Source organism: Halodesulfurarchaeum sp. HSR-GB, from assembly GCF_031432215.1.
Classification (GTDB): Archaea; Halobacteriota; Halobacteria; order Halobacteriales; family Halobacteriaceae; genus Halodesulfurarchaeum.
Window position 1 is genome coordinate 651,315 of record NZ_JAVKGN010000001.1, and the last position, 17,738, is coordinate 669,052.

At 66.5% G+C, this 17,738-nt stretch carries 22 protein-coding genes; 12 read left to right on the top strand and 10 right to left on the bottom strand.

What is annotated here, in order from left to right; all coding sequences use genetic code 11:
* The first annotated feature begins 18 nt into the window (after positions 1-18).
* Positions 19-435, top strand: coding sequence for a universal stress protein (locus RH831_RS03490; RefSeq protein ID WP_310552884.1), 417 nt, complete (start codon positions 19-21; stop codon positions 433-435).
* Here the strand turns inward: RH831_RS03490 and RH831_RS03495 are convergent, their stop codons facing one another.
* Together RH831_RS03495 and RH831_RS03500 are read right to left on the bottom strand one after the other, a co-directional pair.
* Positions 436-903 carry a DUF5813 family protein gene (locus tag RH831_RS03495; protein WP_310552885.1) on the bottom strand — a complete coding sequence of 156 codons (468 nt, stop codon included), beginning with the start codon at positions 901-903 and terminating at the stop codon, positions 436-438.
* Positions 904-949: 46 nt separating this feature from the next.
* The gene (locus RH831_RS03500; RefSeq protein ID WP_310552886.1) at positions 950-1,183 is read right to left on the bottom strand and encodes an Lrp/AsnC ligand binding domain-containing protein; all 234 of its coding nucleotides are present in this window, start codon (positions 1,181-1,183) and stop codon (positions 950-952) included.
* Positions 1,184-1,266: 83 nt separating this feature from the next.
* Here RH831_RS03500 and RH831_RS03505 point away from each other — a divergent pair, with 83 nt between their 5' ends.
* Positions 1,267-1,500, top strand: a complete 234-nt coding sequence (locus tag RH831_RS03505; RefSeq protein ID WP_310552887.1) for an Lrp/AsnC ligand binding domain-containing protein — start codon at positions 1,267-1,269, stop codon at positions 1,498-1,500.
* On the opposite strand, the gene tmk is transcribed toward RH831_RS03505, so the two are convergent.
* Positions 1,501-2,091, bottom strand: a complete 591-nt coding sequence (gene tmk, locus RH831_RS03510) for a dTMP kinase (RefSeq protein WP_310552888.1) — start codon at positions 2,089-2,091, stop codon at positions 1,501-1,503. It abuts the gene before it with no gap.
* A 102-nt stretch (positions 2,092-2,193) separates the two neighbouring features.
* Between tmk and RH831_RS03515 the strand changes: the two genes are divergently transcribed.
* The 5 genes from RH831_RS03515 to cofG all read left to right on the top strand — a co-directional run bounded on the left by RH831_RS03515 (position 2,194) and on the right by cofG (position 6,947).
* Positions 2,194-3,081, top strand: coding sequence for a complex I NDUFA9 subunit family protein (locus tag RH831_RS03515; RefSeq protein WP_310552889.1), 888 nt, complete (start codon positions 2,194-2,196; stop codon positions 3,079-3,081).
* Between the two features lie 155 nt (positions 3,082-3,236).
* A complete protein-coding gene (locus tag RH831_RS03520; protein WP_070365780.1) occupies positions 3,237-4,418 on the top strand; it encodes a tubulin/FtsZ family protein in 1,182 nt (393 codons plus the stop codon).
* Positions 4,396-5,178: a DUF4398 domain-containing protein gene (locus tag RH831_RS03525; protein WP_310552890.1), complete on the top strand. Its 783-nt coding sequence runs from the start codon at positions 4,396-4,398 to the stop codon at positions 5,176-5,178. The genes RH831_RS03520 and RH831_RS03525 overlap by 23 nt, the downstream gene beginning before the upstream one ends.
* A gap of 4 nt (positions 5,179-5,182) precedes the next feature.
* Entirely contained in the window at positions 5,183-5,812 is a 630-nt protein-coding gene (cofC, locus tag RH831_RS03530) for a 2-phospho-L-lactate guanylyltransferase (protein WP_310552891.1), read from the top strand.
* A gap of 25 nt (positions 5,813-5,837) precedes the next feature.
* Positions 5,838-6,947, top strand: a complete 1,110-nt coding sequence (gene cofG / locus RH831_RS03535) for a 7,8-didemethyl-8-hydroxy-5-deazariboflavin synthase subunit CofG (RefSeq protein ID WP_310552892.1) — start codon at positions 5,838-5,840, stop codon at positions 6,945-6,947.
* Here the strand turns inward: cofG and cofH are convergent.
* On the bottom strand, positions 6,944-8,317 hold the full coding sequence (cofH, locus tag RH831_RS03540) for a 7,8-didemethyl-8-hydroxy-5-deazariboflavin synthase subunit CofH (protein WP_310552893.1): 1,374 nt from the start codon (positions 8,315-8,317) through the stop codon (positions 6,944-6,946). The two genes, cofG and cofH, sit on opposite strands and share 4 nt — an antisense overlap.
* Before the next feature lie 81 nt (positions 8,318-8,398).
* Between cofH and RH831_RS03545 the strand changes: the two genes are divergently transcribed.
* From RH831_RS03545 to purQ, 3 genes are all read left to right on the top strand, one after another.
* Positions 8,399-9,415, top strand: a complete 1,017-nt coding sequence (locus RH831_RS03545) for a phosphoribosylaminoimidazolesuccinocarboxamide synthase (RefSeq protein ID WP_310552894.1) — start codon at positions 8,399-8,401, stop codon at positions 9,413-9,415.
* A gap of 70 nt (positions 9,416-9,485) precedes the next feature.
* On the top strand, positions 9,486-9,737 hold the full coding sequence (gene purS, locus RH831_RS03550) for a phosphoribosylformylglycinamidine synthase subunit PurS (protein WP_310552895.1): 252 nt from the start codon (positions 9,486-9,488) through the stop codon (positions 9,735-9,737).
* A complete protein-coding gene (purQ, locus tag RH831_RS03555; protein WP_310552896.1) occupies positions 9,734-10,426 on the top strand; it encodes a phosphoribosylformylglycinamidine synthase I in 693 nt (230 codons plus the stop codon). Before purS ends, purQ begins: the two co-directional genes overlap by 4 nt.
* Before the next feature lie 211 nt (positions 10,427-10,637).
* Here purQ and RH831_RS03560 read toward each other — a convergent pair whose 3' ends face one another.
* Positions 10,638-11,702, bottom strand: coding sequence for an archaeosine biosynthesis radical SAM protein RaSEA (locus RH831_RS03560; RefSeq protein ID WP_310552897.1), 1,065 nt, complete (start codon positions 11,700-11,702; stop codon positions 10,638-10,640).
* Positions 11,703-11,824: 122 nt separating this feature from the next.
* Here RH831_RS03560 and RH831_RS03565 point away from each other — a divergent pair, with 122 nt between their 5' ends.
* On the top strand, positions 11,825-13,747 hold the full coding sequence (locus RH831_RS03565; RefSeq protein WP_310552898.1) for an aldehyde ferredoxin oxidoreductase family protein: 1,923 nt from the start codon (positions 11,825-11,827) through the stop codon (positions 13,745-13,747).
* A gap of 59 nt (positions 13,748-13,806) precedes the next feature.
* Positions 13,807-14,619 carry a 3-methyl-2-oxobutanoate hydroxymethyltransferase gene (gene panB, locus RH831_RS03570; RefSeq protein WP_310552899.1) on the top strand — a complete coding sequence of 271 codons (813 nt, stop codon included), beginning with the start codon at positions 13,807-13,809 and terminating at the stop codon, positions 14,617-14,619.
* A 1-nt stretch (position 14,620) separates the two neighbouring features.
* On the opposite strand, the gene RH831_RS03575 is transcribed toward panB, so the two are convergent.
* From RH831_RS03575 to arcS, 5 genes are all read right to left on the bottom strand, one after another.
* The gene (locus tag RH831_RS03575) at positions 14,621-14,875 is read right to left on the bottom strand and encodes a hypothetical protein (protein WP_310552900.1); all 255 of its coding nucleotides are present in this window, start codon (positions 14,873-14,875) and stop codon (positions 14,621-14,623) included.
* Positions 14,876-15,154, bottom strand: coding sequence for a ubiquitin-like small modifier protein 1 (locus RH831_RS03580; protein WP_310552901.1), 279 nt, complete (start codon positions 15,152-15,154; stop codon positions 14,876-14,878). It abuts the gene before it with no gap.
* Between the two features lies 1 nt (position 15,155).
* Positions 15,156-15,545 (bottom strand): hypothetical protein, encoded by a 390-nt coding sequence (locus tag RH831_RS03585; protein WP_310552902.1) that lies wholly within the window; start codon positions 15,543-15,545, stop codon positions 15,156-15,158.
* 85 nt (positions 15,546-15,630) lie between these two features.
* Entirely contained in the window at positions 15,631-15,912 is a 282-nt protein-coding gene (locus RH831_RS03590) for a hypothetical protein (protein ID WP_310552903.1), read from the bottom strand.
* Positions 15,913-15,957: 45 nt separating this feature from the next.
* Positions 15,958-17,715 (bottom strand): archaeosine synthase subunit alpha, encoded by a 1,758-nt coding sequence (gene arcS, locus RH831_RS03595; RefSeq protein WP_310552904.1) that lies wholly within the window; start codon positions 17,713-17,715, stop codon positions 15,958-15,960.
* Positions 17,716-17,738 lie beyond the last annotated feature (23 nt).

The following is a 17,738-nucleotide window of genomic DNA, read 5'->3' on the forward strand; positions in this document are numbered from 1 at the left end:
GCCGCCGAAATTTCTCCCATGCGAGTATTGGTACCGATCGACGGGTCCGCCCAGTCGAATGCGGCCCTCGAGTACGCCATCGACACGTTCGCCCCGGACGACCTCGTCCTGCTTCACGTCATCGACCCGGTCGAGGCCGGGTACAGCGCCGCTGCGACCATGCCCGGCTACTCCGAGGAGTGGTACGAGAATCGCAAGGAGGAGGCGGAGACACTCTTCGAGGAGGCCACGGCCAGTTTTGAAGGAATCGACACGACGACGGTCACGGAGGTCGGCCGGCCCTCCCGGGCGATCGTCTCCTACGTCGAGGAGCACGACGTCGATCACGTAGTCATGGGGAGCCACGGCCGCTCGGGGATGACCCGCATCCTGCTCGGGAGCGTCGCGGAGTCGGTCGTGCGCCGGTCGCCGATCCCGGTGACGATCGTTCGCTGATCAGGCACCCTCGCCGCCGGTCTCCCGCGCCCGGTTGCGGATCGCCTGCACTCGTTCGTCATAATCGTACCCGGGGACGATGCCCTCGACCCAGGTACCTTCGACGTAGTTTGCCGCACCGAGCGCCGCTGCCGGTGCGTCCTGGGGATCGGCCGGGAGTTCGATCGTGACCCGCAGCGTCTCCCCCGTTCGCTCGACCGCTGGCTCGCCGCCCGGGCTGGAGACGACCTTCCCGACATCCGCCACGCGCCGGCGGAACGTTTCCTCCCACCCGTCGGCGACGACCTCGGCGACGGTCTCCCCCTGGACCGTGGAATCCAGTGTGGGCAGTTTCTGGGTGAGGGTCACGGTATCGGACTCGACCGTGACACGGGCCTCGAAGTCGGTCCCGTCGATGGTGAATCTGCCACTGTCTGTCTCCTGAAACTCGGGCCGGGAGCGAAAGGCGTCGGCGAGGGCCGCAGTCATGGCCGTTGCCATGGGCCGGGTGGCAAAAACCTCCCGGGTTGGGGCGCTAGGCCCCGCGGCTGATGTAGGTTTCCGTGTTCACCACGCCGTCGATGCGCCCGATCTGCTGGGCGACGACCTCGGAGATGGCCATCGGATCTGCGGCCTCGATCCGGGCGATCAACTCGACGTCCCCCGCGACGATGTGAGCGGTCTGGACGGCCTCGATCCCAGCGACGGCTTCGAGCAGCCGATCCGTCTCCGGCGTGTCGGCCTCGAGTAATGCGTAGGCGACGACCATGGGTCCTCTTCACACGCCTCGCTATAAATCGGTTCGCCCGAACCGTCGCGAGGATTTTTGACGGTCCGCTTCGAGGTGACTCCATGGTACACGCCTACGTCATGGTCAGGACCGAAGCGGGCGCCCCACAGGAAGTCCGGGACGCGGTTGCGGACCTGGATGCGGTCAGTGCCGCCCACGTCGTCGCCGGCGACTATGACCTCATCGTCGAGGTCGACGCCCCTGAAGTCACGGACGTGCTGGATGTGGCGACCGACCAGATTCAGGGCCAGGCGGGAGTGCTGGAGACCAAGACCTACGTCGGGATGAGCGAGTAGTCAGTCGGCCTGCCCGGCCGTCTCACGCTCGATGATCGACGCGACGGCCTCGAAGACGGCGTCCAGGGGCTGTTCGGCGTTCACCCTGACAAAGCGATCCGGTTCGGCGTCGATGAGCCGTTCGTAGTTTGCTTCGACGGATTCGAGAAACGCCTGCTGTTCCAGTTTGTTCGTCGCGCCGCTGCGTTCGACGCCGGTCGCGGGGTCGACCTCGAAGTAGATCGTGAGATCCGGGGGCCGCGTGAACGGCTGGTGAATCTCCTGGACGTACGCGACGGGGTCGGGGACGAGCCCCTCGATCGCGGCCCCCTGGTAGGCATACCGGGAGTCCGAGTACCGGTCCGTGACCACCACCTCGCCCCGGTCGAGGGCCGGCTTCACGACCCGCGAGAGGTGATCGGCGTGATCGGCGGTGAACAGGAAGAGTTCGGCCAGCGGGTCCGCACCGTCAGTGTCGATCGATTTTCGAACGGCGTCGCCGTACCAGGAGTCCGTCGGCTCGTGGGTGAACGTATACGCCTCGCGCTCGGCGAGCCGTTCCCACACCGTCGTCTTGCCGCTACCGTCAAGCCCCTCCAGGGACACGAGCATGGCTTCGCGTTCGCCGACCGCTCACATAACCGTTCTGAGAGCAACCGGCAACCCGGGCCCGTCGCGACAAGCGTTATCCCGAATGCGACCGAATTTTCGGGTATGAAGGTACTCGTCACGGGCGGCAGCGGTTTCGTCGGGAGCCACTTGAGCCGCGAACTCGCCTCGCGGGGTCACGAGGTGACGGCACTCTCCCGCTCACCCGACGGTGAGGAACTGCCCGATGCGGTCGAGACCGTCACCGGGGACGTCACCGAGTATGATTCACTCGTGGATCCGATCGACGGGCAGGACGTGGTCGTCAACCTGGTCGCGCTCTCGCCGCTTTTCAAACCGAAGGGTGGGGACGAGATGCACCGGAAGATCCACCTGGAGGGCACCCGCAACGTGATCCGGGCCGCCGAGGCGGGTGGTGTCTCCGCGATCGTCCAGATGAGCGCCCTCGGGGCCGACCCCGAAGGCGCGACGGCCTACATCCGGGCCAAGGGCCGGGCCGAGACCGTCGTGCAGGAGTCGGACCTGGCGTGGACGATCGTCCGGCCCTCGGTCATCTTCGGGGACGGGAGCGAGTTCCTGAAGTTCACCCGGACGCTGACGACCCCCTACGTGACCGCGCTCCCGGCCGGGGGCTCGACCCGGTTCCAGCCGATCTGGATCGGGGATCTGGCCCCGATGCTCGCTGACTGCGTCGAGTCAGAGACACATCGCGGCCAGATATACGACATCGGGGGGCCAGAGGCGCTTTCGCTGGCCGACGTAGCCCGATTGCTCTACGAGGCCGAGGGCAAATCACTCTCGGTGATCCCGGTGCCGATGTCGTTGACCGAGATCGGGATGAACCTCGCGGACCCACTTTCCTTCGTTCCCTTCGGGCGAGACCAGTACCGCTCGCTGCAGTTCGACAACACGACTGCCGAGAACGACATCTCGGCCTTCGATCTGGAACCCGCTGACCTGCTGTCCCTCGCGGAGTACATCGAGTCGACCTGACTCGGTGCCGCCGGTTCTCGAAACCTATCACATACGGTGCAGATCTACCCTTCGTTCTCGGTCGATGCACGCCTCGTGTCTGACACATCTTGATAATCCCAACAAAAGCCTTATGGCCGCCATCACACGTGTTTTCACGTAGAGTACACTGTAGCATGAAACTCGCAATGATCGGGATCGGCCAGGCGGGGGGCAAGATACTCGACAAGTTCCTCGAGTACGACGAGCGAACTGACTCGGGGATCGTCCGGTCCGCAATCGCGGTCAACACCGCGAAGGCCGACCTCATGGGGCTGGAGAAGGTCCCGGAGGACAACCGGGTACTGATCGGGCAGTCCCGGGTGAAGGGACACGGGGTCGGAGCGGACAACGAACTCGGCGCGGAGATCGCCGAGGAGGACATCGACGAGATCCAGGGCGCGATCGACAACATACCGGTACACGAGGTCGACGCGTTTCTCATCATCGCCGCGCTGGGCGGCGGAACCGGGAGTGGGGGCGCACCGGTGCTCGCAAAGCACCTCAAGCGCATCTACACCGAACCGGTCTACGGGATCGGCGTCCTGCCGGGCAAGGACGAGGGCGGCATCTACACGCTGAACGCGGCCCGGTCCTTCCAGACGTTCGTCAGCGAGGTGGACAACCTCCTCGTGTTCGACAACGACGCCTGGCGCAAGTCCGGGGAGTCCATCCAGGGCGGCTACGACGAGATCAACGAGGAGATCGTCACCCGCTTTGGCATCCTCTTCGGGGCCGGCGAGGTCACCGGGAGCGGCGACGTGGGGGAGAGTGTCGTCGACTCCAGTGAGATCATCAACACGCTTGCTGGAGGCGGCGTCTCGACCATCGGCTATGCGTCCGAGACCGTCGAGAACTCCGGTTCGAGCGGCGGTTTCCTCTCGAAGATCACCGGGAGCGGGGGTTCGGAAACCGAGGACTCGGCGAACACGACCAACCGGATCACGAGTCTCGTCCGGAAGGCCGCACTGGGACGGCTTACCCTGCCCTGTGAGATCGAGGGGACCGAACGGGCACTGCTGGTCGTGGCCGGCCCGTCCAGTTACCTCAACCGGAAGGGCATCGAGCGCGGCCGGAAGTGGCTCGAAGAGCAGACCGGCAGCATGGAGGTCCGGGGTGGGGACTACCCCGTAGGCGACTCCTCGCAGGTCGCGGCGGTCACGCTGCTCTCCGGGGTCACGAACGTGCCACGCATCAAGGAACTCCAGGGCAAGGCCGTCGAGGCCCAGGAGAACATGGACGACATCCGGCAGGAAAGCGAAGCGGCCTTACAGGACTTGGTGGAAGACGAGGACGATGAACTCGAGCCACTATTCTAAACTCGCGATCGCTGCGGTGCTCCTCGCGGTCGTCGCGGCCGGCCCGGCCGCGGCGGTGTCAGTGAGCGACGCCACGGCTCCAGACTCCGTCGAGGTCGGCTCGACGGTCGACGTGACCTACACGGTCGAGGACCTCTATACCAACTACAACGAGTGGAGCCTGGAGGGGGCGACCGAACTCGAGTCGGTCACCTGGACGGTGACGACCTACGATCTCAGCGACAGTCAACTCGACAAACAGCAGTACAACGGCCAGGAGTTCAGCCACGCCCTCGACAAGGAGGGTGACGTGGCGATGGTCGAAGTGCGACTCCAGGGCACGGTTCCCGAGTGGTCGAACTGGTCGTATGACCCGGCCCAGTCGATCACGCTGGCTGACTTCACCGAGAGCCAGACCGGCGGCGCGGAGAACGACCTGCTAACCTCGACGGCGCGTCCGTATACTGAATCGAGTCAGTCCGCCCGGACCGCCCTCGACGATGCGACCGCGGCGATCCAGGACGCCGAGGACGCCGGTGTCGACGTGACCGAGGCCACCGACCGCCTCGATAACGCCCAGTCCGCGTTCAACTCCGGCAACTTCGAGAACGCGCAGGACCTCGCGGGCGACGCCCAGGAGAGTGCCGAGTCCGCCCAGCAGCAAAGCCAGCGGACGAGCACGCTGCTCATGATCGGCGGCGTCGTGCTGGTGCTCGCGATCCTCGCCGGTGTCGGCTACTGGTATCTCTCCAACCGGGAGACCTACGACAAACTCGGCTAGGCCCATGCGGGCCTGTATTCCGTTCGACGCGACCACCCCCAAGCGACGGCTCGGTTCGGCACTTTCCGCCTCCGAGCGTGTGGACTTCGCGATCGCGATGTTGCGTGACGTGCTGCAGGCGATGGCGCCCACCGAACTGGAACCGACCGTGATTGCGACTGAAAAACCCGACGCGACGTTGCCGGCCCCGATTCGAGTGGATGATCGCCCCCTTGATGCGGTGATCGAGGATGCTATCGAGGCGGAGACCCCCGTTGCGGTCGTCATGGCCGACCTGCCACTCGTCGAGCCGGAATCACTGGCTCGCCTGCAGGCGACCGCCGGTGACGTGGTCCTGGCCCCGGGGCGCGGGGGCGGGACGAACGCGATGCTCGTCCGGACGGACTCGTTCTCGGTCGATTATCACGGCGCGTCGATCCGTGATCACCGCCGAATCGCCGCGGCACGAGCCCTCGACGTAAGCGAGATCGATTCCTTCCGGCTGGGGACCGACGTGGACGAACCCGCGGATCTGATCGAGGTGTTGCTCCACGGCGGTCCTCACAGTGTGGCCTGGCTCCGGGAGGCGGGGTTCCGGATCGAGACGACCGCGGGCCGCCCGACGGTGACGAGAGGCCCTCCGGGTAGCACTTAACTGCCGGCCACCCGAGAGCCAACTCGTGTTTCCCGCGGCCGGCCTCGATCTGTCGATCGACCAGTCGGCAGTCGAGTCGCTGCTGGCGGTCGAGCCCACGGCGGTCGACCCGCCCGAAACCGTGACTGTCGCCCGGAACGTCTTTCTCCCACTGACGACGGCCTGTCGGTACGCCTGTGGCTACTGCACCTTCTACGATCCGCCGGGGGCGGCCGATCTGCTGGACCCGGAGGCGGTCCGCTCGGAACTTCGTCGCGGCCGCGAGGCGGGCTGTACGGAGGCGCTTTTCACCTTCGGCGACGACCCGGACGAGCGGTACACGGCGATCCACGAGGAACTCTCCGGCCGCGGCTTCGAGTCCGTCCAGGACTACCTTCGGGCCGGTGCTGAGTGGGCCCTCGACGCTGGCTTGCTCCCGCATGGCAACCCGGGCGAGCAGACTCGCGAGGAACTGGCTGCGGTGGCCGACGTCATGGCCAGCATGGGCGTGATGCTCGAAACGACGGCCGACGTGCCGGCCCACGCCGGGCCGCGGGGCAAATCGCCGGCCGATCGACTCCGGACGATTCGCGCCGCGGGCGAACTGTCGGTCCCGTTCACCACCGGCATCCTCGTGGGGATCGGCGAGGACTGGCGCGACCGCGCCGAGAGTCTGCTCGCGATTCGAGCCCTTCACGAACGGCACGGCCACATTCAGGAGGTGATCGTCCAGCCGGTGACCCGGAACGAGCGCTGGCAGGGCGAGGAACCCGGAACGGAAACGCTCAGACGGGTCGTCGCGATGGCTCGAACGGCACTCCCCCCGGCGGTTGCCGTCCAGATCCCGCCGAACCTCACGGCCGTCGAACCCCTCCTTCGGGCCGGCGCGGACGACCTGGGCGGGGTGTCCCCGGTGACGGTCGATCACGTGAACCCCGAGGCCGCCTGGCCCGCGTTCCGGGACCTGGCGGCGACCGTCGAGTCCATGGACATCGCGCTTCACGAACGGCTGCCGGTCCGCGAGCGATTCCTTCCCTCGTCCGGACTCGAAAACGAGTGGATCGGCGAGCCCGTGGGGCGGGTGCTCTACGGTGATACCCCTGCTGGCCGGCACTATCGCGCCATCATCGGCGACACGGACGGCCCGCGAACCTAGGGCTTGGGAACCGTCTCGCCCGGGGCCAGAAGCGGTGTTCCGTCCGCGAGCGGGCCCAACACTGGGCCGGGCCGCTCGCGCTCCGGGTCGATCCGGTGGCGGCGCTCGTAGTCCGTCGAGCGCTCGACCGGCACGCGATCGAGGTCGTCGATCAGATCGACCAGGGCCGCGACCGAGCGGAACTCGCCGTGGTCCCCGCCAGCGCGACTGGTGATCGACTCCGCGAGGAGCGTGCCCGAGAGGTCATCAGCCCCACCCGCAAGTAGTGTCTTCGCCAGGTCGTCGCCGTGTTTTACCCAGGAGGCCTGGACGTGCTCGACGTTGTCCAGGAAGAGTCGGGCGACGGCCACGACGAGGCGGTCTTCGGCCAGCGTGGCACCGCCCGAAACCAGGCCTCGCCTCGCGAGCGGGGTGTCGTGATGGACAAAGGAGAGCGGGACGAACTCGGTGATGGCTCCCGTCCGGTCCTGTAACTCACGGATCCGGGCGAGATGTCTGGCTCGATGTGCCTCGTTTTCGACGTGTCCGTACAGCATCGTCGCGGTCATCGGCAGACCAGCGGCCGCGGCGCCACGCATCGCGTCGAGCCAGCCCTGGGTGTCGATCTTCCCGGGGCAGATGACCTCCCGGACTTCCTCGATTAGGATCTCGGCGGCGGTGCCGGGGACCGAATCGAGGCCCGCCTCGCTGAGCCGGCGGTAGACCGTCTCGAAGTCCCAGTCGGTCCCGCGACGGGCGTGATCGGCCTCTTCGGGAGTCATCGAGTGGACGTGGAGCCCGTCGACGGACATGGCCCGGAGTTGCTCGGCGTAGGTCCCCGGATCGGTGCGATAGGCTGCGGGCGGCCGGTAGGAGGGTCCGGATTCGGCCGCCAGGATCTCCCGGTGCTCGTCGTCGAGCGCGAGGGCGGGATGCAGCCCGCTCACGGTGGTGACTTCCGAGACCCCGCGCCGAACGGCGTCCAGCACGAGCGACCGGGATTGGGCCGGCGTGCGGGTGTAGCCACGCTCGTCGCCTCCATAGCCGGTCTCGAAGGTGTGGGCGCTGTCACGATAGTTGCAGAACAGACAGCCCGTGTCACAGGCAGTGGTGACGTTGTTGTTGAGGTTCGCGACGAAGGTGACCGACTCGCCGACGACTTCCTCGCGGCGGCGGTCGGCGGCGGTGACAACCGCTTCGAGGCGTTCGGGGTCGATGCCCCGCCGATCGGAGCCGGTGGTTAGCAACTCGATCGCATCGGCGATGGTGAGCCGGTCCCCGGCACGGGCCCGGGCCAGGGCGTTCTCGAAGGACTGGTCGGTCTCCGGGCGGATTTCGAAGTCGAACTGCTCGCGGGGGACACCGGTCGGCAGCGTGGGCCCGTCTCCCATGGCGTCGCGTATTCGGTACAGCCCAAAAAGTTCGCGGGGTCGGTGAGAAACGCTTTGGGGCCCCCGCTCCCAGGTGCGCGTATGACCAGCGTCAAGGACATCCGGGTCGAGACACCGGCCTCGGAGGGGACTCTCGGGCAGGGGGCGTTCGTCTTCAGCGACGACTATTCGGTTTTCGACTGGGGGCGGATGCCGGACGAGATACCCCGGAAAGGGGCGAGTCTCTGTGCGATGGGCGCGTACAACTTCGAGCGCCTGGAGGAGGCCGGCGTTTCGACTCACTATCGCGGCGTGATCGAGGACGGCGAGGTACTGCCACTCGCGGCCGTCGAGGAACCGCCGACCGAGATGGCGATCGATCTGGCCCAGGTTCCGGACCTGCCACACTCCGAGGCGGGCTACGATTACGAGGCCTATCACGCGGCCGGTGGCCCCATGGTCGTGCCGCTGGAGATCGTCTTTCGAAACGTCGTCCCGCCCGGATCGAGCCTGCGGCGCCGGACGAAGCCGGCCGATCACGGCCTCGAGTACGACACCTGGCCCGCGGAGACCGTCTCACTCGAGGAGCCAATCGTCGAGTTCTCGACCAAATACGAGAAGCAGGACCGCTACCTGGACCGCGAAGCGGCCGCGCAAATCGCTGGCCCGGCGAGCATCGACACACTCGAGGACTGTGCCCGGACGGTCAACCGCGTGATTTCGGAGCGGGCCGATCGAGTCGGGCTCACCCACCAGGACGGCAAGATCGAGTGTGTCTATCACGACGGCGCGGTGCTGGTCGCGGACGTGGCCGGCACCTTCGACGAGAACCGGTTCAGTTCGGACGGCATCCAGCTCTCCAAGGAGGTCATCCGCCAGTACTACCGCCGGACCGATTCGGAGTGGGTCGAGGCCGTCAAGGAAGCCAAGGACGAGGCTCTGGCGAGTGCGGACCCGGACTGGCGCGAATCAGTCGAGATCTCGCCCAAACCGCTGCCCGAACACGTGCTCCGGCACGTCTCGAACATGTACGCGGCCGGCGCGAACACCTATCTCGGCCGGGACCTCTTCGACGCGCCACCCCTGGAGACGGTTCTGGATCACCTCCGCTCGCTGTAGGTATTCAGGAACGTGGGCTAACCCGGCGGTTCCAAAAGAGTTTTTGAGCACAATCGCGCACGTTCACTCGATGAGCGCCTACACCGCCACGGTGACGGTTCGTCTCAAGCGGGGCGTGCTCGACCCGGAGGCGACCACGACCCAGCGCGCCCTCGAACGCCTGGGCTTCGAACTGGAGGACCTCCGCTCGGCCGATCAGTACCACATCGACCTGGACGCCGCGAACGCCGACGCCGCCGAGGATCGCGCCGCGGAGATGGCCGAACGGCTCCTGGCGAACCCCACGATTCACGATTACACGGTGGAGATCGCCGAGCGATGACCGTGGCAATCGTCCGGTTCGGCGGGTCGAACTGCGACCGGGACGCCGCCCGCGCGCTTGACTCCCTGGACATCGACAACGAGATCGTCTGGCACGAGGACGGCCTCCCCGCGGACACGACCGGCGTGATGCTTCCGGGCGGCTTCTCCTACGGTGACTATCTCCGGGCGGGCGCGATGGCCGCCCGCGCCCCGATCATGCAGGCCGTCAAGGAGCAGGCCGAGGCTGGCGTGCCCGTCCTGGGCATCTGTAACGGGGCCCAGATCGGCTGCGAGGCGAGTCTCACGCCGGGAGCCTTCACGACGAACGAGAGCGCCCGCTTCCAGTGTGAACACGTCCACGTTCGCGTGGAGAACGCCGACACCCGGTGGACCCGGGCCTACGAGGAGGGTCAGGTCCTCGAACTCCCGATCGCCCACGCCGAGGGCCGCTTTGAGATCAGCGAGGACGCCCTGGCGGATCTTCAGGCCGCGGACCGGATCCTCTTCCGATACTCGACCCCCGACGGCGAAATCACTCCCGAAGCGAATCCGAACGGCTCGACTGACAACGTCGCTGGCATTCTCGGCGAGCGCGAAAACGTGGCTGTGCTGATGCCCCATCCCGAACGGGCCGCACTCTCGGATATCGGCGGGACCGATGGGCGGGGTATTCTTGCGGGCTTTGCCTCTGCTACCGTTCCACAGTGACCGGATCGCGGCAGGCGATCCAGCAGTGTGGACCGGCGTCGTCCCGGACTTCGAACCAGCCGTCCGGACAACTGTATCCCTCTCGTCTGACGTCGGTCATGGCCTGTCTCCCCTGCGGCGTGAAAGCCGCAGCCATGGTGTTCGACCCCATCCCTAATCAATCAATGGTACGTTCTCCTGCTATTTCCTGGAATCCGATAGATCCGGCCGGTCAGCTCTCGAGTGGCATGTTGTAACTTTGCTCCCGTTCGAGGACCGTCTCCCAGGTCCGCTCACAGGCACAGGACACCTCGCCGAAGACGGTTGGGTCCTGTCGCCGGTTGAAGTCCCCGATGGCCCGCTCGACGGTCTCATCACACTCCCCGCAGTTGTGCGGGCCGCGATCGCTGCCAGCCCCGACTGGGTCCGAGACGACGATGGCGTCCACGGCTGCTGTCCGTTCGAGCACATCCGCGACCGACCAGAGCCAGGGTGGGCGGTAGCCCCCGTCGTAGTACAGTTCCTCGATGAGCGTGTCCTCCATCACGGTCGTCGGGTTCAGCGAAACGGTGTGTGCGAACTCCGCGACCTGCTCGATCGATTCGACGGCGTCCTCGATGGCCTCGGACTCGGTGAGGAAGGGTGGCTTCAACAGGAGATAGCCCTTCACGCCCGCACCAGCCTCTTGGGCGACGGTCGCGGCCTCCCGGACCGCCTCGAAGTCGAAGTACTTGTTCACGGCGTCCCGCCGGACCCGGTCGCTCGCGGTCTCGATCCCGACGGCGACGTCCGTCGCCAGCCCGGCTTCGAGGAACGGTTCGAGTCGGTCCGCGGTCACGAAGTCGGGGAGGGTCTCGATGACGATCCGCTCCCGGTCGGCGAAGGTCTCGGCGATGGCCGCTCGCGTCTCCGGCCCGACCTCCCGGTCGTCCAGGATCGATCCCGAGGAGTAGAGTTTCACCACCTCAGCGGGCTGGTCGGCCTGCTCGGCTTCTCGCTCCAGGGCGGTCTCGATCTGTGCCAGCAGGGCCTCGTGACTGACGCCCTCGGCGTTTTCGGACTCCGAGACGTATCCACACATCGTACAGCCCCCGGCCCGTGCCCAGCGACACCCACCGGTGTCGAGGATGATCGTGAGCGAGGACCTGATCCCGTCGGGTGTCAGGTCCTCGTCGAGCCAGGTCCGGGTCGGCTGGGTCGGGTCCCCACCTTCGTGTCGGGACCGAAGCCGACCGGTAGCCCGGTTGAGCGCGTCGAGGTGGTTCCCGTAGTCGTATTCCGGTCTCGATTCGGCCATTGATGCAATCTACGCGTCGGCGCGTAAAGTGCCGTCGCTCGCGGCCCGTAACGGGTATTCGTTACATACTGACGGCAAGGACTACCCCATCTCCGCCCGTGGATGAATAGTGGAGGTTACTCATGACCGAACTTGGCGGATTTAACGACTGTGTCGCCCGCGTCGATCTGACAGACGGGGCGGTGGATTACGAGAGCATTCCGGAGGAGGACGCGAAGAAGTATATCGGGGCCCGGGGCCTCGGTGCCAAGTACGTCTTCGACAACGGCCCGGAGGTAGACCCCGAAAGCGAGGAGAACATCCTCACCTTCATGACCGGCCCGCTGACGGGTTCGCGGGCGGTCATGTCGGGCCGAATCGCCGTGGTTACGAAGTCCCCGCTGACGGGCACCGTAACTGACTCCCATCACGGCGGGTGGAGTGGGGCCCGACTCAAGTGGGCCGGCCTGGACGGCCTCGTCTTCGAGGGTGCGGCCGACGAACCCGTCTACGCCGTCGTCGAGGACGGCGAGGTCGAACTTCGTGATGCCTCCCACGTCTGGGGGATGACCACCCACGAGGCCCGGGAGACTCTCGAGGAGGAAGTCGAGGGCGAGTACGGCAAGAACCTGAGCTACATGGGCATCGGCCCGGCCGGTGAGGAGGGCGTAAAATACGCCTGCATCATCAACGAGGACGACCGCGCGAGCGGTCGCGGTGGCACGGGCTGTGTCATGGGGTCGAAGAACCTCAAGGCGGTCATGGTCAAGTCCAAGACGGACATGCTGGACCCGGCCAACCCCGAGGCCTTCGCGGACGGCACCGGCCAGGCCATGAGTGCGGTCCAGGGTTCCGACGTCACAGCGCCCAACGAGGGCGGCCTCTCGGTGTACGGGACGAACGTCCTGATGAACCTCACCGAGGAAATCGATGCCCTGCCGACCCGGAACGGGAAGTACACCTCGACCCGTGCCGAGCGCGAGGACGACCCCGAAGACCCCAACATCGAGGCCGAGAACGTCTCCGGGGAGTACGTCCGGGAGAACATTCTGGTCGACGAACCGACCTGTCACTCCTGTCCGGTCGCCTGCAAGAAGGAAGTCGAGGTCGAGACGACCGTCGACGGCGAGGACATCAACGTCCGGATGGAGTCCCTGGAGTACGAGCCGGCCTTCACCTTCGGCCCGAACTCCATGAACGACGACGTGGAGAAGCTGGCGGTCATGATCGACCGGTGTAACAAGATGGGCATCGACGCCATCGAGACCGGGAACATGATGGCCATGGCCATGGAGATGGACGAGAAGGGCTACGTCGAGGACACCATCGACTGGGGCGACGCCGACCAGATGATCGGCCTGATCGAGCGGATCGGTCGTCGCGAGGACGACTTCGCCGACGCACTCGCCGAGGGCGCGGCGGGGGCCGCCGAACGCCTGGACGCCCATGACACCCGGCTCGATGTCAAGAACCAGACCATCCCGGCCTACGACCCGCGTGGCATGAAGGGCATGGCCATCGGCTATGCGACCTCGAACCGCGGGGCGTGTCACCTTCGCGGGTACACGCCGGCCGCGGAAGTCCTCGGCATCCCCGAGGAGGTCGACCCCATCGAGGCCGAGGGCAAGGGCGAACTCCTGACGGTCTTCCAGGACCTGCACGCGGTCTCTGACTCCTTTGACATCTGCAAGTTCAGCGCCTTCGCGGAGGGCATCGAGGAGTACACCAAACAGTACAACGGCATGACCGGCCGTGACCTCACCGAGGAGGAACTCAACGAGGCCGGCGAGCGCATCTACACGCTCGAACGCTACTACAACAACCTCAACGGCTTCGACGGCGAGGACGACTCCCTCCCGAGTCGCTTCCTCGAAGGGGCCGAGGACGCGGTTCCCGGCTCCGGTGCCGCCGAGGGCGAACTCGTCGATCTCGACTTCCTCAAAGACGAGTACTACGACGTCCGTGGCTGGGAGGACGGCGTCGTGCCCGAGGCAAAACTCGACGAACTCGGAATCGAAGTCGGACCCGGGACCGGCGTCGGCGGTGCGGCCTCCGCCGACGACTAACCACGCCCCAGTCGACCGAAGACAGGGGCCTTAAGAGAGCGCATTGATTGGTGGGAAACATGCCCACCGTCGCTGACATTCGTTCCCACGACGCGGACGACGACCCGCTGACCTTTCTGACGGCGTATGACGCACCGACTGCCGCTGCACTCGAGGCGGCCGGTATCGACATCATCCTCGTCGGCGACAGCGTCGGCAACACGATGCTCGGGTACGACTCGACCCTTCCCGTGACCGTCGAGGAAATCCTGAGCCACACCGGCGCAGTCACCCGGGCGACCGACGAGTCCCTGGTAATCGCTGACATGCCCTTCATGAGCTACGGGGCCGACCCCGACGAGGCCATCGAGACGGCCGGGCGGATGATCAAGGAGGCCGGCGCGCAGGCGATCAAACACGAGAGCGGCCCCCACACCATCGAACTGACCGAGCGACTGGTTCAAAACGGCATCCCCGTGATGGCCCATCTCGGGCTGGCTCCACAGAGTGTCAACGAGACCGGCGATCTGACCCGCCGGGCGACCGACGCCGAGGAGGCCGAGGAGATCCTGGAACTCGCGAAAGCCCACGAGGACGCCGGCGCGTTCGCGCTCCTGCTCGAACATATCCCGGCGAACGTCGCCAGACGTATCGACGAGGCCCTCTCGATCCCGACGATCGGGATCGGGGCCGGCCCGCACGTGAGCGGCCAGGGCCTGATCATCACCGACGTCTTGGGCGTGGGTGACTGGGTCCCGCCCTTCGCCAAGCAGTACGCCGACGTGCAATCCGAGATGGAGAAGGGCGTCGAGGGCTTCCGCGAGGAGGTACAAAACGGCCAGTTCCCCGCGAGCGATCACTACGTCGAGGAGTCCATCGAGGGCTGGGAGTAACTCACCCGCCCGACCGAACGGCTTTCCGGGCGAAATCCGCGACGACGTCCTCGAGTACGGATTCCTCGCCCTCGAAGACGATCGTTATCTCGGTCAACTCGATCGAGGGGCCGATCGCGATCTTCTCGGCGGCGAATTCGGCGTGCCAGCCGGGGCCGGACGCCTGATCGTCCTCGACTGACTCGGCCCCGACCGATTCGAGGTAGATGCGGACCAGATCGGGGGTGATACCCCGGAACGTCCGCTCGACGCGCATCTATCCACCTGCCACCGGCGGGAAGATCGAGAGCCGATCGCCCGTTTCGAGGGACTCCGCGAGTCCGTCGAGATACGAGACCTCTCGGCCGTTCTTGAGGACGTTGAGCTGTGGCTGAAGGCCGTCCTCGGCGAGGATCTCGCCCTCCAGGTCCGGGAACTCGGCCTCGAGGGACTCCAGGACTGCACCCACCGTGACCGGCTTTTCGAACGTCCGGGTGATGGTCTTCTGCCCGACGGCCTCCCGGAACGTGGCAAAGAGCCGGATTTCGAGTTCCATGCTACTCCGTCTCCTCCAGGCGGATGCCGTCCTCGACCAGGCGGGCGTTTCGCTCCCGATCGATGAGGGCGGCGATCTCCTCGTGCTCGTGGATCTGGGCGATCAGGTCGGCATAGAGATTCCGCCAGCCGATGGCATAGATCGGAGACTGTCCCCAGGCGCGCAGTTCCGCGACGAACTCGTCGTACTCCTCCTGGCGGTCCTCGAAGCGTTCGAGGACGTCGACGACCCGGCTGGCGGCCTCCTGGTCGGTGGCGGCCTCCTCGATGAATCGGTTGAGGCGGCTCTCCCAGGCGGCGACGGCCGATTGCATGTCCGCGGCCGCGTCGTCCTCGGATTCGGGAAGCGACTCAAGGATCTGACGCGGGACACCGAGTGAGATGTCTTCCATGCTCACGGATGGGTCCCCCAGGCACAAAAGGGCCGCGTCGGGGGCGAATGAGGGCCGGTTCGGTCACCGCCCGACGAAAATCAGTTCAGTGAAGCTTCGACGGTCGGACGGGGTAGGTGTACAGCCCCATCTTCACGCGCTGCCAGAACGTCTCTGCCTCCTCGGCCTCCCGCTCTTCGGGGCCCCGTTCCTTGCCCGAGGGCCCGCGACTGAGCAGTTTTTCGGTCGCCTCCCGCACGCCGAAGTCGAACTCGACGTACCGGACCGGATAGTGCCAGGGGCGGACGTTCATGACGAAGTACAGACTCGCCAGGAGCACCACCCAGCCGAGCGCCGCGAGACCGAGGTAGCCGAGATTGATCGCCATGACTCAACCGAGGAATCCAACGACCGAAAAGGTATCCATATCGAGTCAGTCGATCGGCTCGGTGTGTCGCACGTCGACGGCTTCCCCTCGCGTACTTCGTTCCATCGCGGTTCCGTGCATCGTCGCCCGACCGATTCCGAACGCGTTGGGCCCTTCAAAGAGCACCTCTTCGCCCACCTGGATCGAGGATTCGGCCGCCCGGATCCCCGGCGCGAGGATGCTGCCATGGGGCTGGAACGCGTCGATCTCGACCCGTTTTGTCTCGATCGAACTCTCGGCCCAGGCGTGTGCGCCGGCCAGCGTGAGCGCGAGGGTGCCATACTGGGGCACCAGGGCCGCCACCTGATCGCCGTCGGGGTCGAGTGCCTGGAGCCGGGGGTAGCGGCCCTGGAGTGTCAGTTCATCGAATAGCTCCTCGCCCGCACCGGCCCCGAACTGGTAGTCCGCGATCGCCCGCAGGGTCGCCCGCTCCTTCTCCTCGACGCGGATCGTCCGCTCACCGTCCAGAGCCTCACCCAGTGCGGAAAGCGAGTCGCCGTCTGTGGGGTGGCCCGAAACGGTATAAGTGACCGGTAGGTCCAGGTCCGCCGTGGCTCGTTCGACGATCGCCCGGTAGCCGTCCTCGGGGACGTGAGCGACGATCCGCGGGTAGTCCGTCCGTTCCAGATACGTCCGGAGCCGGTCGGCGACGACCTGGATCTCGGTCTCGCTCCAGGACCCGGTGACGGCGGCGTCGTAGTGCTGGGCGGGGTAGGTCAGTTCGAGCTCCTGGGGGACGACCCCCAGCGGCGAAGTCAGCGAGACCTTGTGCGCGCGATAGCGAGCGGCCTCCTGGAACCGCCGGTGGCTCTTGGAGTCGCTGTAGGGCTTGCCGGCCGAACAGGGGACGAGCAACAGCGGCACGTCCGAAAAGCGGCTCGTGTATCGCTCTGCCACTCGATCGGCGAACTGGGCGACCGCGGGCCGGAACAGCGAGTCCTCGGTCGTCGCGAGGAGTTCGCTGCCCCGAAAGAGCGGGGTCCGCTCGCGGAGGTAGGTCCCCTCCTGATCGAGCCGTCGGAGCGCGGCAGTCAGCCAGGGCTCGTGTCTGACTTGCCCTTCGAGGTACTCGCGGAGCGTGCCCGCCCGGATCCGCTCGCGAACTCGCGTGAGTTCGGCCCGAAGCGCTGCGACGTTGTGTTCGACACAGTCCGATCGGGTAAACTCCACACGCGGGCCCTGACAGGCCGGACAGGCACAGCCGAGTTCCGCCCGATCTTCCAGGAACGTCTCGCCCGTCGAATCGAGGTATCGACCCTCGGTCCCCGCCACCACCGCCCGATGGTCGTCCACGAGGTCCACGCCAGCGTAGGCCAACAGGCCCACGTTCGCCGGCGTGGCGATCCCCGACACCACGAGGGCAGCGTCGTCGGGAATCGTCCGCCGAACGTCGAGGAGCGTCTCCACGAGCGCTCGCGCGTGGCCCACCAGCCGACCGGGGCCGGAGAGCACGTAGGCGTCAGTACCGAGATCCGCGACGGTCTCGGGCGAGACGACGGCGGCACTCGGGCCGTCGATCTCGGGGGCCGGAACGTCCATGGCCGACTGCAGGTCCGCCGGCGTGCCAGCGGGGAAGGCCCGGTGGGGGAGCACCGTGAGTTTCCCCGGGTTCCCCTCGGGGACAGTTCGGTCCGCTGCCCAGAGACTCCCGGCGTCGGCCAGCGCGTCGCCGACCAGGCCAGGGGTCGCCCGGGGCTCCGTGAGCCGAAGCTCACCCCGTCGGGCGGGCCCGTCCCGGTCGAGGACCTCGAAGTACTCGGTCATGTCCGCTTCTGGGGCCCCGGTCG

Coding starts and splice junctions, on each gene's coding strand:
- RH831_RS03545 (WP_310552894.1), top strand. CDS start 8,399: ATGACCAGCGTCAAGGACATCCGGGTCGAGACACCGGCCTCGGAGGGG.
- tmk (WP_310552888.1), bottom strand. CDS start 2,091: ATGCTCGTGTCCCTGGAGGGGCTTGACGGTAGCGGCAAGACGACGGTG.
- RH831_RS03585 (WP_310552902.1), bottom strand. CDS start 15,545: ATGGAAGACATCTCACTCGGTGTCCCGCGTCAGATCCTTGAGTCGCTT.
- RH831_RS03500 (WP_310552886.1), bottom strand. CDS start 1,183: ATGGTCGTCGCCTACGCATTACTCGAGGCCGACACGCCGGAGACGGAT.
- RH831_RS03560 (WP_310552897.1), bottom strand. CDS start 11,702: ATGGCCGAATCGAGACCGGAATACGACTACGGGAACCACCTCGACGCG.
- RH831_RS03505 (WP_310552887.1), top strand. CDS start 1,267: ATGGTACACGCCTACGTCATGGTCAGGACCGAAGCGGGCGCCCCACAG.
- panB (WP_310552899.1), top strand. CDS start 13,807: ATGCCCACCGTCGCTGACATTCGTTCCCACGACGCGGACGACGACCCG.
- RH831_RS03590 (WP_310552903.1), bottom strand. CDS start 15,912: ATGGCGATCAATCTCGGCTACCTCGGTCTCGCGGCGCTCGGCTGGGTG.
- RH831_RS03580 (WP_310552901.1), bottom strand. CDS start 15,154: ATGGAACTCGAAATCCGGCTCTTTGCCACGTTCCGGGAGGCCGTCGGG.
- RH831_RS03525 (WP_310552890.1), top strand. CDS start 4,396: ATGAACTCGAGCCACTATTCTAAACTCGCGATCGCTGCGGTGCTCCTC.
- RH831_RS03575 (WP_310552900.1), bottom strand. CDS start 14,875: ATGCGCGTCGAGCGGACGTTCCGGGGTATCACCCCCGATCTGGTCCGC.
- cofH (WP_310552893.1), bottom strand. CDS start 8,317: ATGGGAGACGGGCCCACGCTGCCGACCGGTGTCCCCCGCGAGCAGTTC.
- cofC (WP_310552891.1), top strand. CDS start 5,183: ATGCGGGCCTGTATTCCGTTCGACGCGACCACCCCCAAGCGACGGCTC.
- RH831_RS03515 (WP_310552889.1), top strand. CDS start 2,194: ATGAAGGTACTCGTCACGGGCGGCAGCGGTTTCGTCGGGAGCCACTTG.
- RH831_RS03565 (WP_310552898.1), top strand. CDS start 11,825: ATGACCGAACTTGGCGGATTTAACGACTGTGTCGCCCGCGTCGATCTG.
- RH831_RS03495 (WP_310552885.1), bottom strand. CDS start 903: ATGACTGCGGCCCTCGCCGACGCCTTTCGCTCCCGGCCCGAGTTTCAG.
- purQ (WP_310552896.1), top strand. CDS start 9,734: ATGACCGTGGCAATCGTCCGGTTCGGCGGGTCGAACTGCGACCGGGAC.
- arcS (WP_310552904.1), bottom strand. CDS start 17,715: ATGACCGAGTACTTCGAGGTCCTCGACCGGGACGGGCCCGCCCGACGG.
- purS (WP_310552895.1), top strand. CDS start 9,486: ATGAGCGCCTACACCGCCACGGTGACGGTTCGTCTCAAGCGGGGCGTG.
- RH831_RS03490 (WP_310552884.1), top strand. CDS start 19: ATGCGAGTATTGGTACCGATCGACGGGTCCGCCCAGTCGAATGCGGCC.
- RH831_RS03520 (WP_070365780.1), top strand. CDS start 3,237: ATGAAACTCGCAATGATCGGGATCGGCCAGGCGGGGGGCAAGATACTC.